We start from the raw sequence: 14721 nt of genomic DNA, 5'->3' as shown, positions 1-14721 counted from the left end.
ATGAAAAAAACTCTTACTCGCCTTGTTGTAGTAGAGCAGCTAGGCTGTGATCTTTCTGTTCCTTCATCTCTTTACAAAGACTCCTTGAAACAAGCAGCTTTTGGAACAATGACAGCTCCATGCCTTATACAATCTTCAGAACGTGAAGAAATTCAGATTTCAGCTGAGCTAATGACAAAACTTCAAATTCCTTTCGCCCATATGATGCATCCTATTATTGTGAATGAGACCATTCACTTAGGACCTTTAATCGGTGTGTTATCCGCTGGTTTTACTGGTTCTCTGCTGCGGCCAATTGGAAAGCGTTCCCTTCACTTAGCTAAACTTCTTTCTACTGCAAGTATAACAGGGGGCCTGCCTTTTATTTTTGGAACTCATCATATCAACTGGGAAACCGGGACCATAAACGGCTATTTTTATGAAGAAAGCGGCTGGACACAGCATGAAATCCCGCTTCCTAACGTTGTATATAATCGTTTGCCAAATCGAAAAACAGAAGGGTTAGCTCCTTTTAAGTTCATTAAAGAAAAGATGATGACTGATTACGGCATTCCATTTTTTAATCCTGATTTTTTCAACAAGTGGGAAATTCATGAGCTTTTAAAACTGAACGAGCAGACAGCCTATTTGTTACCTTATACGGTTGAAAGTCCTTCGTGTGAGCAAATAAAAAAACTTCTGCTTCTTCATCAAACCGTTTATTTAAAACCGAAAAACGGAAGCTTAGGCCGCGGCATTTATACCCTATCTTTTAAGGATTCCATGTACACGCTGACTTACAAAGGAGAAAAAGGTCTTCATGTTCAAGCAAAAGAAACCTTAGAGGATCTATTATCAGAATTTGAATATTTACTTACTAATCCTTCCTACATTGCTCAGCAGGGTATTTCATTAATCAAAAAAGAAAAGCGCTGTGTAGACTTTCGCGTGCATACGAATAAAAACGGGAATAACCAATGGATGCTTACTGCTCTAGCTGCTAAAGTGGCCGGTCCCAACAGCATCACTACGCATCTTGATTACGGCGGAGAAATTGAAGCTACAGCTAAAATATTCACCAACCCTTCTTACAAAAAAGAAATTGAAAATAAGCTAAAAGATGCCGCTATCTCAATTAGTCATGTGCTTGAACAGGAGTTGAACGGATTAATTGGAGAGCTTGGATTCGATTTTGGAGTGGATTATCAAGGAAACGTATGGCTGTTTGAAGCTAACTCTAAGCCCGGTCGCTCTATTTTTTCACACCCTGCCTTACGAAAAGCAGATCAACAAACTAGAAAACTTTCTCTAGAATACGCGATTTACTTATCTGGATACTATCTAAATACACCTGAAGGCATCAGCATATGATTACAATTTACTATCACAAAGAAAAGCAGCAGTGGTTTCATCACAACCCTTCAGCATCTTACACATGGGGAGTTCAAGAAATTGAACTTCCCTTTACTCAAAACATTTCTTCTACTCAAGCTTTTCTTCGTTTAAAAGGAGGAAAAGTCGGTCCTATTGTGGGAGTTTTAACGAACAAGGCTGTTTTGGAAAAACTGAATGTAAAACAGCGTCCTTTATTAGAACTCTTACATCATACCCTGCAAGAAAAAGGAGGGCTTCTTGCTTTATTCGCTGAAGAAACAATGTCTCATCACTTCTTTGAAGGGTATTGCTTTGACGGTGAAAAAAAGCAGTGGATCAAAACAACCTTGCCGCTGCCAAACGTTATATATAATCGTTATCCAGGAAGAAAATCAGAAACCAAGAAGTTGACATCTTTGCATCAAAAAATTAAAGGCAAGCACATTCCACTTTTTAACTCCGCTTTTTTTTCAAAATGGAAAGTATATCAATTATTTTCAAAGGATCCACTGCTATCTTCTCACCTTCCTAAAACCTATCGTTTAACACCAGAAATTGATATTGCTAAGCTTCTGCAAAAACACTCTTCCCTTTACTTTAAGCCTATTAACAGCAGTAAAGGTGCTGGAATTTTCCGATTATCTTTCCATAAGCATACGATTATTTATCAAGATCATAAACGCAAAGAAGAATTTTCTTCTTTACAAGCAATTGACCTTCCCAAGTCTGCTTATCTCATTCAAGAAGCGATTGAGACGCAACCATTCAAAGACAGGCGCTATGACTTACGTATTTTAGCCCATCACAAAGATAGCGGATATGTTATTAGCGGCGTCGGTATTCGACATAGTCCCTATCAATCCATTACAACACATACGTTAAACGGCGGCAGCATTTCACCTTTTCAAGATTTTGAAGATGAAGTAGATACTGCCTTTCTTTCGTCCTTTGTAAATACGTGCGGGCAAGTCCTTCAAAAGTCCTTCCCTCTAGTTGAAGAATTTTCTCTTGATATGGCAAAGTCAGCCCAAGGGCAGTATTATCTGTTTGAAGTGAATGCAAAACCGATGATTTTTGATGAAACAGATATTCAAACGCAAGGTGCTAAACACATATGCAACATATTTTACAAATTAACAAAATTTTTAGATTAAATGATTTTTCATCTCCTTTTCTCATGGTAAGCTTATAATAACTAATTGAGAAAGGAGATTTTCTTTATGGTTTCACATTTTCAGGTTAAACCGCTGTATCAAAATAATCGAATGCCGGGCTGGCACATCTCGTTTTATATGAATCGGGTTTATTATGAGGCTGATTATTTAAAAGATGGACAAATTGTATGGAAAACTGCGCCTTCTAATCAAATAGATGAAACACAATTAATTGATTATATTCATGAGCTTATGCTTTTTCACGTTTATGAATAGTAAGCTTTCACCGAAGGGAACGAGCACAGATGAAACAGCTGCACACACTATTTGGGGATAAAATGATTAAGGCTAAAGTCCCTTCTCAATTTGAACGTTACAAATGGTTTTCATATGATGAAAGCTTCATTGGAATTGAACACACGGCTTTATCTCAAAAAGAGCAGGCGTTACTTTCTGCTTTTTTAACCCCTTATGATGAGAAAGTTTCTTTACTAACGCCAGAGCAATTGTATTGGTCAAACCTGCTATTTGAAGCACCTGAAAAAGTCATTCACTCTCATCATAAGCACCATTCTTTTCGCTTCACCCAGTTTTTAATTAAACGTTTGTTTGAACAAAAAATAGAGTTTGAAAATGCGCTTCACGCCTTGTATTCTACCTCGATTACTGTGTTGTGGATGGATAAACAATCAGGTATCGTTATCGAAACCTTTAATGATCCTAATGACTTAACTGAAAATTTATCAGATTCTATCGAGGTGCTATGTCATGATTTTGAAACTTCGATTCAGTTCTTTGAAGGACAAATTCACTTTTTTCCGTCTTCACCGCGATTAATTTTTGAGCGTGAAAAGAAATGGTTTTATCAAATTAAGCATACAGTCGAACAAAACCACGTCATCCATTTTGCCGACGTTTTACCCCATTTGGTTCTGCAAGAGTCTTCAGAAGCAATCCAAAATCATATGATACATTTACTTGACTTAGTAAAAGATGATGGAGATCTTTTAGAAACGATTAAAGTCTATTTAGAATGTAATTTAAACGTATCTCTTGCTGCTAAGAAATTGTACATGCATCGCAACAGCTTGCAGTATAGAATTGAGAAATTTATTGATCGCACACACCTTGATATCAAACACTTCACAGGAGCTGTGTCTGCTTACTTAGCCATTCTTGCTTTAAAAAATTTGCAAGATGGAGAATAAAATGAAAGGGTTTTCGTAAATAGTGCACGAAAACTCTTTCTTTTTTTGTGCATGTTTGCCATTTACCGTTTCATTAAAAAAAATTACACTAGAGTTAAGAAAACGGTTTCACAGAGTACATACAAGGGGGAAATGGAAATGGCTGAATTACGTTTAGAACATATTTATAAAATGTATGATAAAGATGTGACGGCGGTAAAAGATTTTAACCTTCACATTCAAGATAAAGAATTTATTGTATTTGTTGGGCCTTCAGGCTGCGGAAAATCGACAACGCTTCGTATGGTTGCAGGTTTAGAGGAAATTTCCAAAGGTGATTTTTATATTGACAGCAAGCGTGTAAATGACGTTGCTCCAAAAGATCGCGACATTGCAATGGTATTCCAAAACTACGCATTGTATCCGCATATGAGCGTATATGACAACATGGCTTTCGGCTTAAAACTTCGTAAATTACCAAAAGATGAAATCGAACGCCGCGTAAAAGATGCCGCTCGTATTTTAGGACTTGAGCAATACTTAGAGCGAAAGCCAAAAGCATTATCCGGGGGGCAGCGTCAGCGTGTAGCTCTAGGTCGTGCAATCGTTCGTGATGCTAAGGTCTTCTTAATGGACGAACCTTTATCAAACTTAGACGCGAAATTACGTGTGCAAATGCGTTCTGAAATTGCGAAGCTTCACCAGCGTTTGGGTACAACGACAATTTACGTAACACATGACCAAACCGAAGCAATGACAATGGCTTCTCGTCTGGTTGTTATGAAAGATGGGATTATCCAGCAGGTTGGTACACCAAAAGAAGTATATGAAAAACCTGAAAATGTATTTGTAGGCGGGTTTATTGGTTCTCCTGCTATGAACTTCTTAACCGGAACGTTAAAAGACGGGAAGGTTCAAGTAGGCGATTCTCTTCTTGCAGTTCCGGAAGGTAAAATGAAAATACTTCGCGAGCAAGGATATTTAAACAAACAAATTATTTTAGGCATCCGCCCTGAAGATTTCCATGATGAGCCTGTATTTATTGAATCTTCACCTGGCACAAAAGTTACAATCAAAGTCGATGTATCCGAGTTAATGGGAGCTGAAACCATGCTTTATTCTAAACTTGGCGGACAAGATTTTGTAGCACGCGTAGATTCAAGAACAGATATTAAACCGCTTCAGTCTCTGGACTTAGCATTAGATATGAACAAAGCGCATTTCTTTGATGCAGAATCTGAACAGCGCATCCGTGCTGAACAGGAATAAAAAAAGACCCCTAGGGGTCTTTTTTTATTCCTGTATTTGCTTCAATTCTTCACTGTGACAAGTAGAGCAGTAAAAGAGATGAATACATTGGTGATTTGCTAAATCACTAGGATACCCATTTTCTATTTTTAACTGATCGATTTCCATGTAAGCACTGTAATCATCAAAATAATCGCTGACTTTGCCCATATCCCCCAGCACTCCTCCACATGTTTTGCACGTCATTTGTACATCACTAAACCCATTACATAAGGAACAAATCGACATCCGCACACCTCACTTTACCTGATCAATATGTACCTATAATATGCACGGAATAAAACTCTCTTACTCTTTATCAAACTCCACACAAAAATTTCTATAAATTACCAACAAATTTCTATGTATATGTTTTTTTCCCTTTCGCCATAATACTAGTAACAACCGAGCACAACAGCTCGCAAGCATTGAGTTACGCCGCGGTAGGCAAGCAGATCTAATCGATGCATCTGCTCGGCTGGTTCAACTCCAGCTAACTCAACCATTACAATCTATTTTATCTAACGAGGAGATGAATACACATGGCAAATTATCAAAACGCATCAAACAGAAATTCATCAAACAAGTTAGTAGCGCCTGGTGCTCAAGCTGCTATCGATCAAATGAAGTTCGAAATCGCTAGTGAGTTTGGTGTAAACTTAGGACCAGATGCAACAGCTCGTGCGAACGGATCTGTTGGTGGCGAAATCACAAAACGTTTAGTACAATTAGCTGAGCAAAACCTAGGCGGCAAGTACTAATATTAACTAATTTCATATTATGGCTTTAGCGCTCCAAGATTTCTTGGAGCGCTTTCTAGTTTCTTTTAATCAGCTTCCTCATTCTTATTCGCAAATGATTTTACGGAAACTTTGCGAATACGTCGATTTTCTACTTCCTTAATGGTAAACAATATCTCTTCATATGAGAAAAAGTCTCCTTTAGCAGGAATATGATCAAACTGCTCATATATCCATCCCCCTAAGGTATGGCACGTACTGTCAGGAGAACTAACCGCTATATAGGTTAAAAATTCATCAATAGGGATGTCGGCGTTAAATTCGTACTCCTTTTCCCCTATCTGGTGTACATACTTAACAGCTTCATCATGTTCATCCCAAATCTCTCCTACAATTTCTTCTAATATATCCTCTAAGGTCACAAGACCGGCCGTTCCCCCAAACTCATCAACTACAATTGCCATGTGAACCTTACTTTTTTGGAGCTCTGGCAATAGAACAGATATTTTCATGGATTCTACTACAAAAATAGGTTGTCTCAACAAATCACGAATAGAAATCTCTTTTCTTTGGACTAAACAGGTTAAAAATTCTCTTTCTGATAAAATGCCAATAATATTATCAATATGATCTTCGTATACAGGGACTCTTGAATATCTCTCTTCAAGAAACATTTGACAAACCGAATCAATATCGGCATTTACGTCAACTGCTGTGACATCTATTCTAGGTTTTAAAATTTGCCCCACCACAATGTCATTAAAATTGAGTGAACGATGAACTAGCTCTTTTTCAATATTATTAATCGTTCCTTCTTCTTCGCTTAAATCTACCATCACTTTAATTTCATCTTCTGTAATCGTTGGTGTAGGAGCAGACGCTAACAAGTGAGAAGTTCCTTTTTTCACCTGTAAAAATAAGAAGGAAATCGGGGTTAACAATTTAATAATAATAAATAACAAGGAAGAAATCATCAGCGCAAAAGATTCGGCATGCTCTTTAGCTAACGATTTTGGCAAGACTTCACCAAAAATCAAAATGATGATAGTCATAACGATGATACTAATCACAAGTGCTAGGTTTCCTTTAAACATATCGAGGGCAATTTTGGCTGCCAAAGAGGACGCAGCAATGTTTACGACAATATTTCCTACTAAAATTGTCGATAGCGTCTGCTCAAAGTGTTCAGCAATATGCAGCGCTTTTTTACTTCCCCGATATTTTTTCTCAGCGTAATGTTTTAAACGAATTTTATTTACGCTTGAAAAGGCTGTCTCAGCAGATGAAAAGAAAGCTGATAACATAAGCAAAACGACTAATATCATCATTTGATTCAGAGGCAAGTCTCCCAAAAGACATTCACTCTCCTATTTTTTGATTTTTCTGTCTTTTTATCATATCAAATTTTTTTGTTGTTGAATATTTCATTCATCAACTTTGTATTACTTTATGCTATGCATGCTTTTTATTATGAATAAGTATACAGATTGTATATCCTAAAGAATAGATACTATCTTTTATAGAGGGGTGTAGCCAATGAAAATTTTACTATTAGGCTCTACAGGGCGAGTTGGACAGTCTTTATTAAAAATGATGCTAAAAGATGAAAACGACGTTACTGTACTTGTTAGAGACCGCAATAAGCTACAGGTTAGTCATCCAAACCTACATATCTTACAAGGCGATGTACTTCATCAAGAAAATATCAACTTTGCCCTCAAGCACCAAGATATCGTAGTCAGCGCGTTAAATACAGATGGTGCAGAGACGATTTCAAAAAGTATGCCGCTTATTATAAACAGCATGAAGTATTACGGCGTTCATCGTATTCTTACTATTGGAACTGCAGGCATCTTACAATCACGAACAGAACCAGAAAAGTATCGTTTTCAATCAAATGAATCAAAGCGTAAAACGACGAGAGCAGCAGAAGATCATTTAAAAGGATACTTACACTTGAAGGAAAGTGATCTAAACTGGACGGTTATATGCCCAACATACTTGCCTGAGGGTGAAATAACAGGCACGTATCGAGTGGAAAAAGATATTTTACCAGCTGATGCCGTTAAAATTTCAACGGGAGATACCGCTCACTTTACCTACCATGAGATATGGGCTCAAAAGTTTTCCAAATGCCGCGTTGGAATTGCTTATTGAAAAATCAGGAGAACTTTTCGTTTTCAAAACGAGAAGTTCTACATCCAGAAAATACCGATTATAGCTAATCCACCTAGAACAAAACCTCCTATTTGACCAACGAGAGCCGGTGTCAAAACAGGCTTTCCTTTTTCTTTCTCTAATGTGCTAATATCAAGCTTCATCTGATACATTTCTTCTTTTAAATCTTCAATCTGGCCGTGCAGCGCTTGAATCTGACGTTCTTGGTCACTCATTCACTATCTTCCCTTCCCTTTTTTATTTTTATCATATGCGTAAAAAAGTTAAAGCTTTACTTTTCGGCATCACTTTTTCTAAATGATAAAAACTCCTTTCCCCGGCTTTAGGATAAAAAACTCTTTCCTTCTCATAATAAAAAAGAATAGAGTCCTTAGTCACTGTTGAAAGGAGAACACGATGATAAAACTTGTGTTGATTCGGCACGGACAAAGCGTGTGGAATCTTGAAAATAAATTTACAGGCTGGACGGATGTAGATCTTTCTAAAAATGGATTGCAAGAAGCGCGAGAAGCTGGAAAAGTGCTAAAGAAAAACGAATATACTTTTGATATTGCCTATACTTCTGTTTTAAAACGATCCATTCGCACTCTGTGGATTGTCTTACATCAAATGGACTTCATGTGGATTCCCGTATATAAATCTTGGAGGCTGAATGAACGGCACTACGGGGCTCTTCAAGGTTTGAACAAAGAAGAAACCGCAAAAAAATTTGGAGAAGAGCAAGTGCATTTGTGGAGAAGGTCGATGAACGAACGCCCTCCTGCTTTAAAGACAACAGATATTCGCTATGAAGCTTCCAACCCTAAGTATAAGGAATTAGCTAAGGGACAATTTCCTGTAACGGAAAACTTAGCCGATACAGAAAAGCGGGTTCTAGAATATTGGGACGAAATCATTGCTCCTTCTATTAAAGCTGGCAAAAAGGTTATTATTTCCGCTCACGGTAATACGATTAGGGCTCTGATGCAGTATTTGGATAACATTTCGCCTGATGGCATTGCGAACTTGAATATTCCCACAAGCGTGCCGCTTGTTTATGAGCTTGATGATAATTTAAAGCCCCTTAGACATTATTATTTAGGCATCGATGGAGAGATTCCTACCCATATTCCTTCTTCATAAAAAACGTGCCTAGATTGTAGGCACGTTTTTTTATATGTTTGAACGAAAGTATTTTCCATACGCCCAGTGATTAGTAGGACCGTGTCCGGAACCAATTTCAAGGGTATGCTTAATCGCATAGTGAACAAAATCGGAAGCGATTTGAACTGCTTCAACCACGCTTTTGCCTTTCGCTAGTTCAGCTGTGACGCAAGCAGCAAACGTGCATCCCGTTCCATGTGTATGCTTTGTATTCATCTTTTCATGCGTGATTTCAACGTACGTATGACCATCATACACTATATCAATCATATCTTGATGAGATTGATCATGTCCGCCTTTAATTACCACGTGCTTTACACCTAGCTCATGAATCTGTTTTGCCGCTTCTTTTCGGTCTTCGATCGTGTGAATTTCTTTACCCGTGATGACTTCCGCCTCCGGTATGTTCGGCGTAATAACTTCACAAAGAGGCAATAATTCTTTTAGAGCCTGTACGGCTTCTCTTTGAAGAAGAGACTGACCGCCTTTTGCAATCATAACGGGATCAACTACAACATTTTGCAGTCCGTACTGTTTGATTTTACGAGCCACTGCGTAAATAATATCAGCACTGAACAACATACCTGTCTTCACTGCATTAGGAAATAAGTCAGTGGCAATTGAATCTAACTGCGTTTCAACTGCTTCTGCTTCTAAAGGATAAACTCCTTGAACGCCAACTGTATTTTGTGCGGTCACAGCTGTAATAACAGACATGCCAAAAACGTCACGCTCTTGAAATGTTTTTAAATCTGCTTGAATGCCTGCTCCTCCACCGCTGTCTGATCCAGCAATGGTTAATGCTTTTGGTACTGTCATGCTTGAAACCTCCATCTCTTTCTTACCCAATATACCGATGATAAAGTGACTTTGCTTCTACTATATCGTTTGTTCCATGGACAAAGACGCGCCCATCTTGAAACATAACTAAACGGTAATCATCTACATAAAAAGAAAGCAGATACGGATTTTGTTCAATTTTATATCCTTTTTCTTTTAATCGTTCACCTAAAGACTGCAGCGGCTGCTTGGCTGATTTGCCCGGACGGATTTGTACCGTGTTTCTTCCGCATAGCACAGCTGTTTTCGTTTGATTTTCATATTGTAAAAAGGGATACGTTTGTTCACTGCCGCATGAGCGGCAAGCAGATTTGCGAAACACGTTCACATTGATGCTCGTATACTCATTTTTCCATACGTCAAACGAAACAAGTTCCCTCCTGAGCGCATTCCAGTCTCCGACTAATATTTTTAACACTTCTGTTACTTGATGAGCGACTACCATTTGAACAGCAGGACTAATAATCCCCACTGTATCACATGTTAACCCTCCAAGCGGTACAGATTCAAGCAAACAGGATAAACACGGTGTTTCACTTGGTATGATAGTATAACTAATTCCATAACTTCCTACACATGCTCCGTAAATCCAAGGAATATCATATTTTTGTGATAAATCATTCATTACAAGCCGTGTGTCAAAATTATCGGTTGCATCAATCATAACATCTACCCCCTCAACAAGCTGTTCTAAAACTTGAGGGGTACCGTCTGCTACGTGCGCTTCTACTTTTACATCGTGATTAATATCGTGAAGCCGTTTTTTAGCGGCAATTGCTTTTGGAATTCTTTTATCAGCATCTTTTTCACTATACAATTGCTGCCGCTGAAGGTTGCTCCACTCTACATAGTCCCGGTCAATGAGCGTTATTTTCTTTACCCCCGCTCGCGCAAGAGCCTCGGCGTTCCCTGTTCCAAGAGCACCTGCTCCTACAATCAGAACATGCTTTTCTTGAATTAGCTGCTGTCCGCCTTTTCCAATAGGTTGAAACAGTTCTTGGCGGGAATAACGATTAATCAACCGATACTCATCCCTTCTGTTGGACTGCTTGCCGTTGCATATTGTTTCTTTTCAATACGTCCTGCTTCAAATGCTGCTCGTCCTGCTTCAATCGCTAGCTTCATAGCACGAGCCATTTTCACAGGATCTTTTGCTCCTGAAACAGCTGTATTTAATAACACACCATCTGCTCCTAGCTCCATAGCTTGAGCTGCGTCTGAAGCCGTTCCAATACCTGCATCTACAATTACTGGAACAGTTGATTGTTCAATGATAAAACGCATGTTCAACGGATTAATAATACCTTGACCTGAACCGATAGGCGAAGCTCCTGGCATAATGGCATGTACGCCTAACTCCTCTAAACGACGCGCAAGTAAAACATCATCTGATGTGTAAGGTAAAACGGTAAAGCCCTCTTTTAACAGTTCTTCACTGGCTTTTAATGTTTCAACTGGATCAGGAAGCAGCGTTTTATCACATCCAATTACTTCTACTTTCACCATGTCACAAAGTCCAGAAGCCTTTGCTAATTTAGCAATACGTACGGCCTCTTCTGCATTTTTTGCTCCAGCAGTGTTAGGCAAAAGAGTGAAACGCTTCACATCAAGCGCTTCTAATAAATTAGGCTGATTTTGATCAAAAATATCCATTCGTCTAACAGCAAATGTTAAAATTTCGGTCTCCGACTCTTCTACCGCTTGACGCTGAGTCGTAAAGTCTGGAAATTTCCCTGTTCCTAATAATAAACGTGAATTAAATGTATATTGTCCAATTTTTAACATACTCTTCATCCTCCTCCTACAAATGAAACGACTTCTAATGCATCTCCATCTTTCAAACTTGCATCACTATGTTCTTCTTTTTGTAAAATATTCTTGTTTAGCTCAACAATTACCACTCGTTCATGCAGGTTCTGAGCCTGCAACAAGTGCTGAACCGTTTCAATTTCATCTCCAACAGTAACGGTCTTACCATTAATGATTAGATTCAATGAACTCCCTCCATTACTCTAGTTAGCTGAAATGATGTAAAAAATGAATGATTCGGCTTTTTCCCTAACAAAGCATCAGCCATAATTTTTCCAGTTGCAGCACTTAATAAAATACCATTTCGGTAGTGGCCAAACGCCATGTGTAGATTCGCTATTTCAGGATGCTCTCCTAAATAAGGCCAGCCATCATTTGTTTGTGGACGAAGACCTGCCCATGCTTTTTCAAATGTAGCATCTTTAATAGCCGGCAGAAGCGCAGAAGCTTTATTCAGCAAAAATTGAATACCTTGTGCAGAAACCGTCTTGGTAAAATCATGCTGTAGCTTAGTTGCCCCTATTACGATTCTTCCACCAGTCTTTGGCACTAAGTAAAAACCTTCATCTAAAAAAATCGTTTTAGAAAGCAGTGGCTTATGACTTTGCAGAGCAATACACTCCCCTTTTACAGGAAACACCTGACCTAAATGTTCAGAAGAAATAAAGCGTTTAGCCCATGAGCCTGCTGCAATAACTACTTTTTCTCCATAAAAAGAGCCTTTGGACGTCTGTACACCTTTTACCGTTTCATTTTCCATAATAAGAGAATGAACGTCACAGTATTCGAATACATCTGCTCCGTGATACAAGGCTCCATGAGCAAGAGCCTGGGTTAACTTAGCCGGAGCTAGCTGGCCGTCTCCCGGTATTGTAATGGCTCCGTATATGTCTGGAGAAAGCCCGGGTTCTAACAAACGCGCTTCTTTTACATCGATCCATCTTACATGTTCATCCCACCGGTGATGCTGAGCGGCTTTTTTCTTTAATACGTGTGCATCTTCTTCAGTTACAGCAACTTTTAATAAGCCTTTTTGAATGAGCTCTACGTCGATGGCCGTTTTTTCTTTTAGTTCCTTCACCAGTTCGGGAAACATGCTTCTGCTCTTAATAGCAAGGTCTAAAAGAGGACCTTCTTCATCAATTTCAGCTTGAGCACCTAAAATACCAGCGGCTGCACTTGAAGCTTCACAACCAATTTGATTGCGTTCAAGAATAGCTACTGACGCTCCTTGTTTTGACAAATGATAAGCGATAGAAGAGCTGATTATACCTCCTCCGATTAACAGTACATCATAATGCTGCTTCATTTTCTCCACCTCCAGATGTCCATATATGAGAATATTGTTTAATCGCTTTAAGGGGATCTTGCGCAAGCATGACACCAGACATCACAGCTATACCGTGTGCTCCTGTTTGCAGCACCTCTTTGGCATTTACAGGTGTAATTCCTCCAATGGCAATAACCGGTATCTGCACAGCATCTACTACTTCTTTTAGCGCTGCTATCCCTCGACTTCTTAATCCTTTTTTTGAATGTGTTGAATAAATATGTCCGTATAGAATGTAGTGAGCACCATCTTTTTCAGCTTCTAAAGCCTCTTCCACAGAGTGAACTGACTTTCCGACCATGAGAGAAGGAAATGCGTCTATAACAAACGAAACGTCTAAACTATGATAGGCAAGCTGTACGCCTTTTGCTTTTAAAGCATGCGCTACATCAACTCGATCGTTCACAATAATTTTAGAGCAACAAAATGGCAGGCTTTCTAGTAAACATTGAATCTGCTTTGCCGTTTTTTCTTTTTCTCTAATATGAACGGCGCCCGCAAAAGGCGCGATAGCTGTTAAAATTTTTTGAAGCTCTTCGATTGGCTGCTTATCTGTTGTAATGACATGAAATTTAGGAATATCCACATGATCGAAACCTTTCCATTCAGAATAAAGAGAAATTTCAATCACTTCATCTTGTGTAGAGGGCTTTATTACATACAAAAAACCACTCTACAACGTAGAGTGGTTAGCATGCATCTTTATGTAAACATGATCGCCACTTCCCTACGCTGGTCCAAACCAGATCAGGTTCAAAGGGTCCGAAATACATTCGTCTCAGCTTCAAAAGCTCCCCTAGTGATTGCTATTTATTGATTTTGTTTTCGTACTTAAAATTATAACACAACTAGATGTAAATACAATATCCCTTTATGCTCTTACGGCTCTCTTCCTTTTATAGAGGTATCTTTTAGGCTTCTTTACTAAGAGGCTCGGCGCACCGCATCATTCTGCTTTTTATATGGTTAGTAATCGGTATAGTCGTCGAATTCTTCTTTGTCTTTTTCCTTTTTCCGATCCCATATAAACAGCAGGAGTAACATAATAAAAGTTAGAATATAAAAACCGTAAAAAATAAATGCTGCCACAACATTTATAAATAAAAATAAAAAACCGATGATCTGACCTGCAACAGCTACAATCAACAAAATGTATTTCCAAACTTCTGCTTTTCTATCCATTCTCTACTTCTCCGTCTTTTTGTTTTTCCCTACTAGAAACGTTCTCTTTACTTAAATAAAAACGTCCCTGCCAGTAAACCGACTGTAAATAAACCAACTGTTCCAAATGCTGAAATCCCCACGTACGCCAACATTTTTCGATAAAATTTTTCTCGAATTAACTGTACGGTTTCCACACTAAACGTTGAAAAAGTGGTAAAGGCACCAAAAAACCCAATGCCAATCATTAAAAATATTGAATCATCATAAGCATGACTCGGAACCTTTCCATAATAACTACCGTAAAAAAGACCAAGTCCAAACGCACCGAGCAAGTTTACAAACAGCATTGATACTGGAAAAGGAGGGTTTGAAACTGTTTTTGTAACTTTTAAACCCAAAAGATAACGGCATATTCCTCCAGCTGCCCCGCCAAGTGCCAAGCTCACTATGCTCATTTACTTCACCTCATGTACTTTCACTAAATTTTTTCCTGCCGCTTCACCGCATAGATAGCCTGCTAAAGCAAGAAAGATTCC

The 14721-nt window shown here is 38.6% G+C and carries 19 protein-coding genes and 1 riboswitch; of the genes, 8 read left to right on the top strand and 11 right to left on the bottom strand.

Annotated elements, in window-relative coordinates; translation table 11 throughout:
• From AC3WJG_RS24175 to AC3WJG_RS24155, 5 genes are all read left to right on the top strand, one after another.
• Positions 1-1350 carry a YheC/YheD family endospore coat-associated protein gene (locus tag AC3WJG_RS24175; RefSeq protein WP_337134623.1) on the top strand — a complete coding sequence of 450 codons (1350 nt, stop codon included), beginning with the start codon at positions 1-3 and terminating at the stop codon, positions 1348-1350.
• Positions 1347-2507: a YheC/YheD family endospore coat-associated protein gene (locus AC3WJG_RS24170; protein WP_272801754.1), complete on the top strand. Its 1161-nt coding sequence runs from the start codon at positions 1347-1349 to the stop codon at positions 2505-2507. Before AC3WJG_RS24175 ends, AC3WJG_RS24170 begins: the two co-directional genes overlap by 4 nt.
• 66 nt (positions 2508-2573) lie before the next feature.
• A complete protein-coding gene (locus AC3WJG_RS24165) occupies positions 2574-2783 on the top strand; it encodes a YheE family protein (RefSeq protein ID WP_013081659.1) in 210 nt (69 codons plus the stop codon).
• Positions 2784-2812: 29 nt separating this feature from the next.
• On the top strand, positions 2813-3715 hold the full coding sequence (locus AC3WJG_RS24160; protein WP_337134621.1) for a PucR family transcriptional regulator: 903 nt from the start codon (positions 2813-2815) through the stop codon (positions 3713-3715).
• Between the two features lie 138 nt (positions 3716-3853).
• Positions 3854-4963, top strand: a complete 1110-nt coding sequence (locus tag AC3WJG_RS24155; protein WP_016762961.1) for an ABC transporter ATP-binding protein — start codon at positions 3854-3856, stop codon at positions 4961-4963.
• Between the two features lie 24 nt (positions 4964-4987).
• Here the strand turns inward: AC3WJG_RS24155 and AC3WJG_RS24150 are convergent, their stop codons facing one another.
• On the bottom strand, positions 4988-5152 hold the full coding sequence (locus tag AC3WJG_RS24150; RefSeq protein WP_306460673.1) for a hypothetical protein: 165 nt from the start codon (positions 5150-5152) through the stop codon (positions 4988-4990).
• A 371-nt stretch (positions 5153-5523) separates the two neighbouring features.
• Between AC3WJG_RS24150 and AC3WJG_RS24145 the strand changes: the two genes are divergently transcribed.
• A complete protein-coding gene (locus tag AC3WJG_RS24145) occupies positions 5524-5742 on the top strand; it encodes an alpha/beta-type small acid-soluble spore protein (protein WP_013055290.1) in 219 nt (72 codons plus the stop codon).
• Between the two features lie 65 nt (positions 5743-5807).
• Here AC3WJG_RS24145 and AC3WJG_RS24140 read toward each other — a convergent pair whose 3' ends face one another.
• Entirely contained in the window at positions 5808-7073 is a 1266-nt protein-coding gene (locus AC3WJG_RS24140) for a hemolysin family protein (RefSeq protein ID WP_028410262.1), read from the bottom strand.
• Positions 7074-7257: 184 nt separating this feature from the next.
• Here AC3WJG_RS24140 and AC3WJG_RS24135 point away from each other — a divergent pair, with 184 nt between their 5' ends.
• Entirely contained in the window at positions 7258-7878 is a 621-nt protein-coding gene (locus AC3WJG_RS24135; RefSeq protein WP_013081655.1) for an NAD(P)-dependent oxidoreductase, read from the top strand.
• A 38-nt stretch (positions 7879-7916) separates the two neighbouring features.
• On the opposite strand, the gene AC3WJG_RS24130 is transcribed toward AC3WJG_RS24135, so the two are convergent.
• On the bottom strand, positions 7917-8114 hold the full coding sequence (locus AC3WJG_RS24130; RefSeq protein WP_016762958.1) for a hypothetical protein: 198 nt from the start codon (positions 8112-8114) through the stop codon (positions 7917-7919).
• A 181-nt stretch (positions 8115-8295) separates the two neighbouring features.
• On the opposite strand from AC3WJG_RS24130, the gene gpmA reads away from it, so the two are divergent.
• The gene (gene gpmA / locus AC3WJG_RS24125) at positions 8296-9021 is read left to right on the top strand and encodes a 2,3-diphosphoglycerate-dependent phosphoglycerate mutase (RefSeq protein WP_098250123.1); all 726 of its coding nucleotides are present in this window, start codon (positions 8296-8298) and stop codon (positions 9019-9021) included.
• A gap of 30 nt (positions 9022-9051) precedes the next feature.
• Here the strand turns inward: gpmA and thiD are convergent, their stop codons facing one another.
• From thiD to crcB, 8 genes are all read right to left on the bottom strand, one after another.
• Positions 9052-9861 carry a bifunctional hydroxymethylpyrimidine kinase/phosphomethylpyrimidine kinase gene (gene thiD / locus AC3WJG_RS24120; protein ID WP_028410261.1) on the bottom strand — a complete coding sequence of 270 codons (810 nt, stop codon included), beginning with the start codon at positions 9859-9861 and terminating at the stop codon, positions 9052-9054.
• A 22-nt stretch (positions 9862-9883) separates the two neighbouring features.
• Positions 9884-10903 carry a thiazole biosynthesis adenylyltransferase ThiF gene (locus AC3WJG_RS24115; RefSeq protein ID WP_060745392.1) on the bottom strand — a complete coding sequence of 340 codons (1020 nt, stop codon included), beginning with the start codon at positions 10901-10903 and terminating at the stop codon, positions 9884-9886.
• The gene (locus tag AC3WJG_RS24110; protein WP_013055283.1) at positions 10900-11667 is read right to left on the bottom strand and encodes a thiazole synthase; all 768 of its coding nucleotides are present in this window, start codon (positions 11665-11667) and stop codon (positions 10900-10902) included. Before AC3WJG_RS24110 ends, AC3WJG_RS24115 begins: the two co-directional genes overlap by 4 nt.
• Positions 11668-11672: 5 nt before the next feature.
• Positions 11673-11876 carry a sulfur carrier protein ThiS gene (thiS, locus tag AC3WJG_RS24105; protein WP_028410259.1) on the bottom strand — a complete coding sequence of 68 codons (204 nt, stop codon included), beginning with the start codon at positions 11874-11876 and terminating at the stop codon, positions 11673-11675.
• Positions 11873-13000 carry a glycine oxidase ThiO gene (gene thiO, locus AC3WJG_RS24100; protein WP_028410258.1) on the bottom strand — a complete coding sequence of 376 codons (1128 nt, stop codon included), beginning with the start codon at positions 12998-13000 and terminating at the stop codon, positions 11873-11875. Before thiO ends, thiS begins: the two co-directional genes overlap by 4 nt.
• The gene (locus tag AC3WJG_RS24095; protein ID WP_028410257.1) at positions 12984-13607 is read right to left on the bottom strand and encodes a thiamine phosphate synthase; all 624 of its coding nucleotides are present in this window, start codon (positions 13605-13607) and stop codon (positions 12984-12986) included. Before AC3WJG_RS24095 ends, thiO begins: the two co-directional genes overlap by 17 nt.
• 121 nt (positions 13608-13728) lie before the next feature.
• Positions 13729-13829, bottom strand: a riboswitch (TPP riboswitch).
• A 158-nt stretch (positions 13830-13987) separates the two neighbouring features.
• On the bottom strand, positions 13988-14203 hold the full coding sequence (locus tag AC3WJG_RS24090) for a hypothetical protein (RefSeq protein ID WP_013055279.1): 216 nt from the start codon (positions 14201-14203) through the stop codon (positions 13988-13990).
• Between the two features lie 47 nt (positions 14204-14250).
• Entirely contained in the window at positions 14251-14640 is a 390-nt protein-coding gene (gene crcB / locus AC3WJG_RS24085; protein WP_098334688.1) for a fluoride efflux transporter CrcB, read from the bottom strand.
• Between the last annotated feature and the right edge of the window lie 81 nt (positions 14641-14721).

The sequence above is a fragment of the Priestia sp. FW507-14D1A genome, from assembly GCF_058781295.1.
This window is presented reverse-complemented; position numbering and strand designations above follow the sequence as displayed.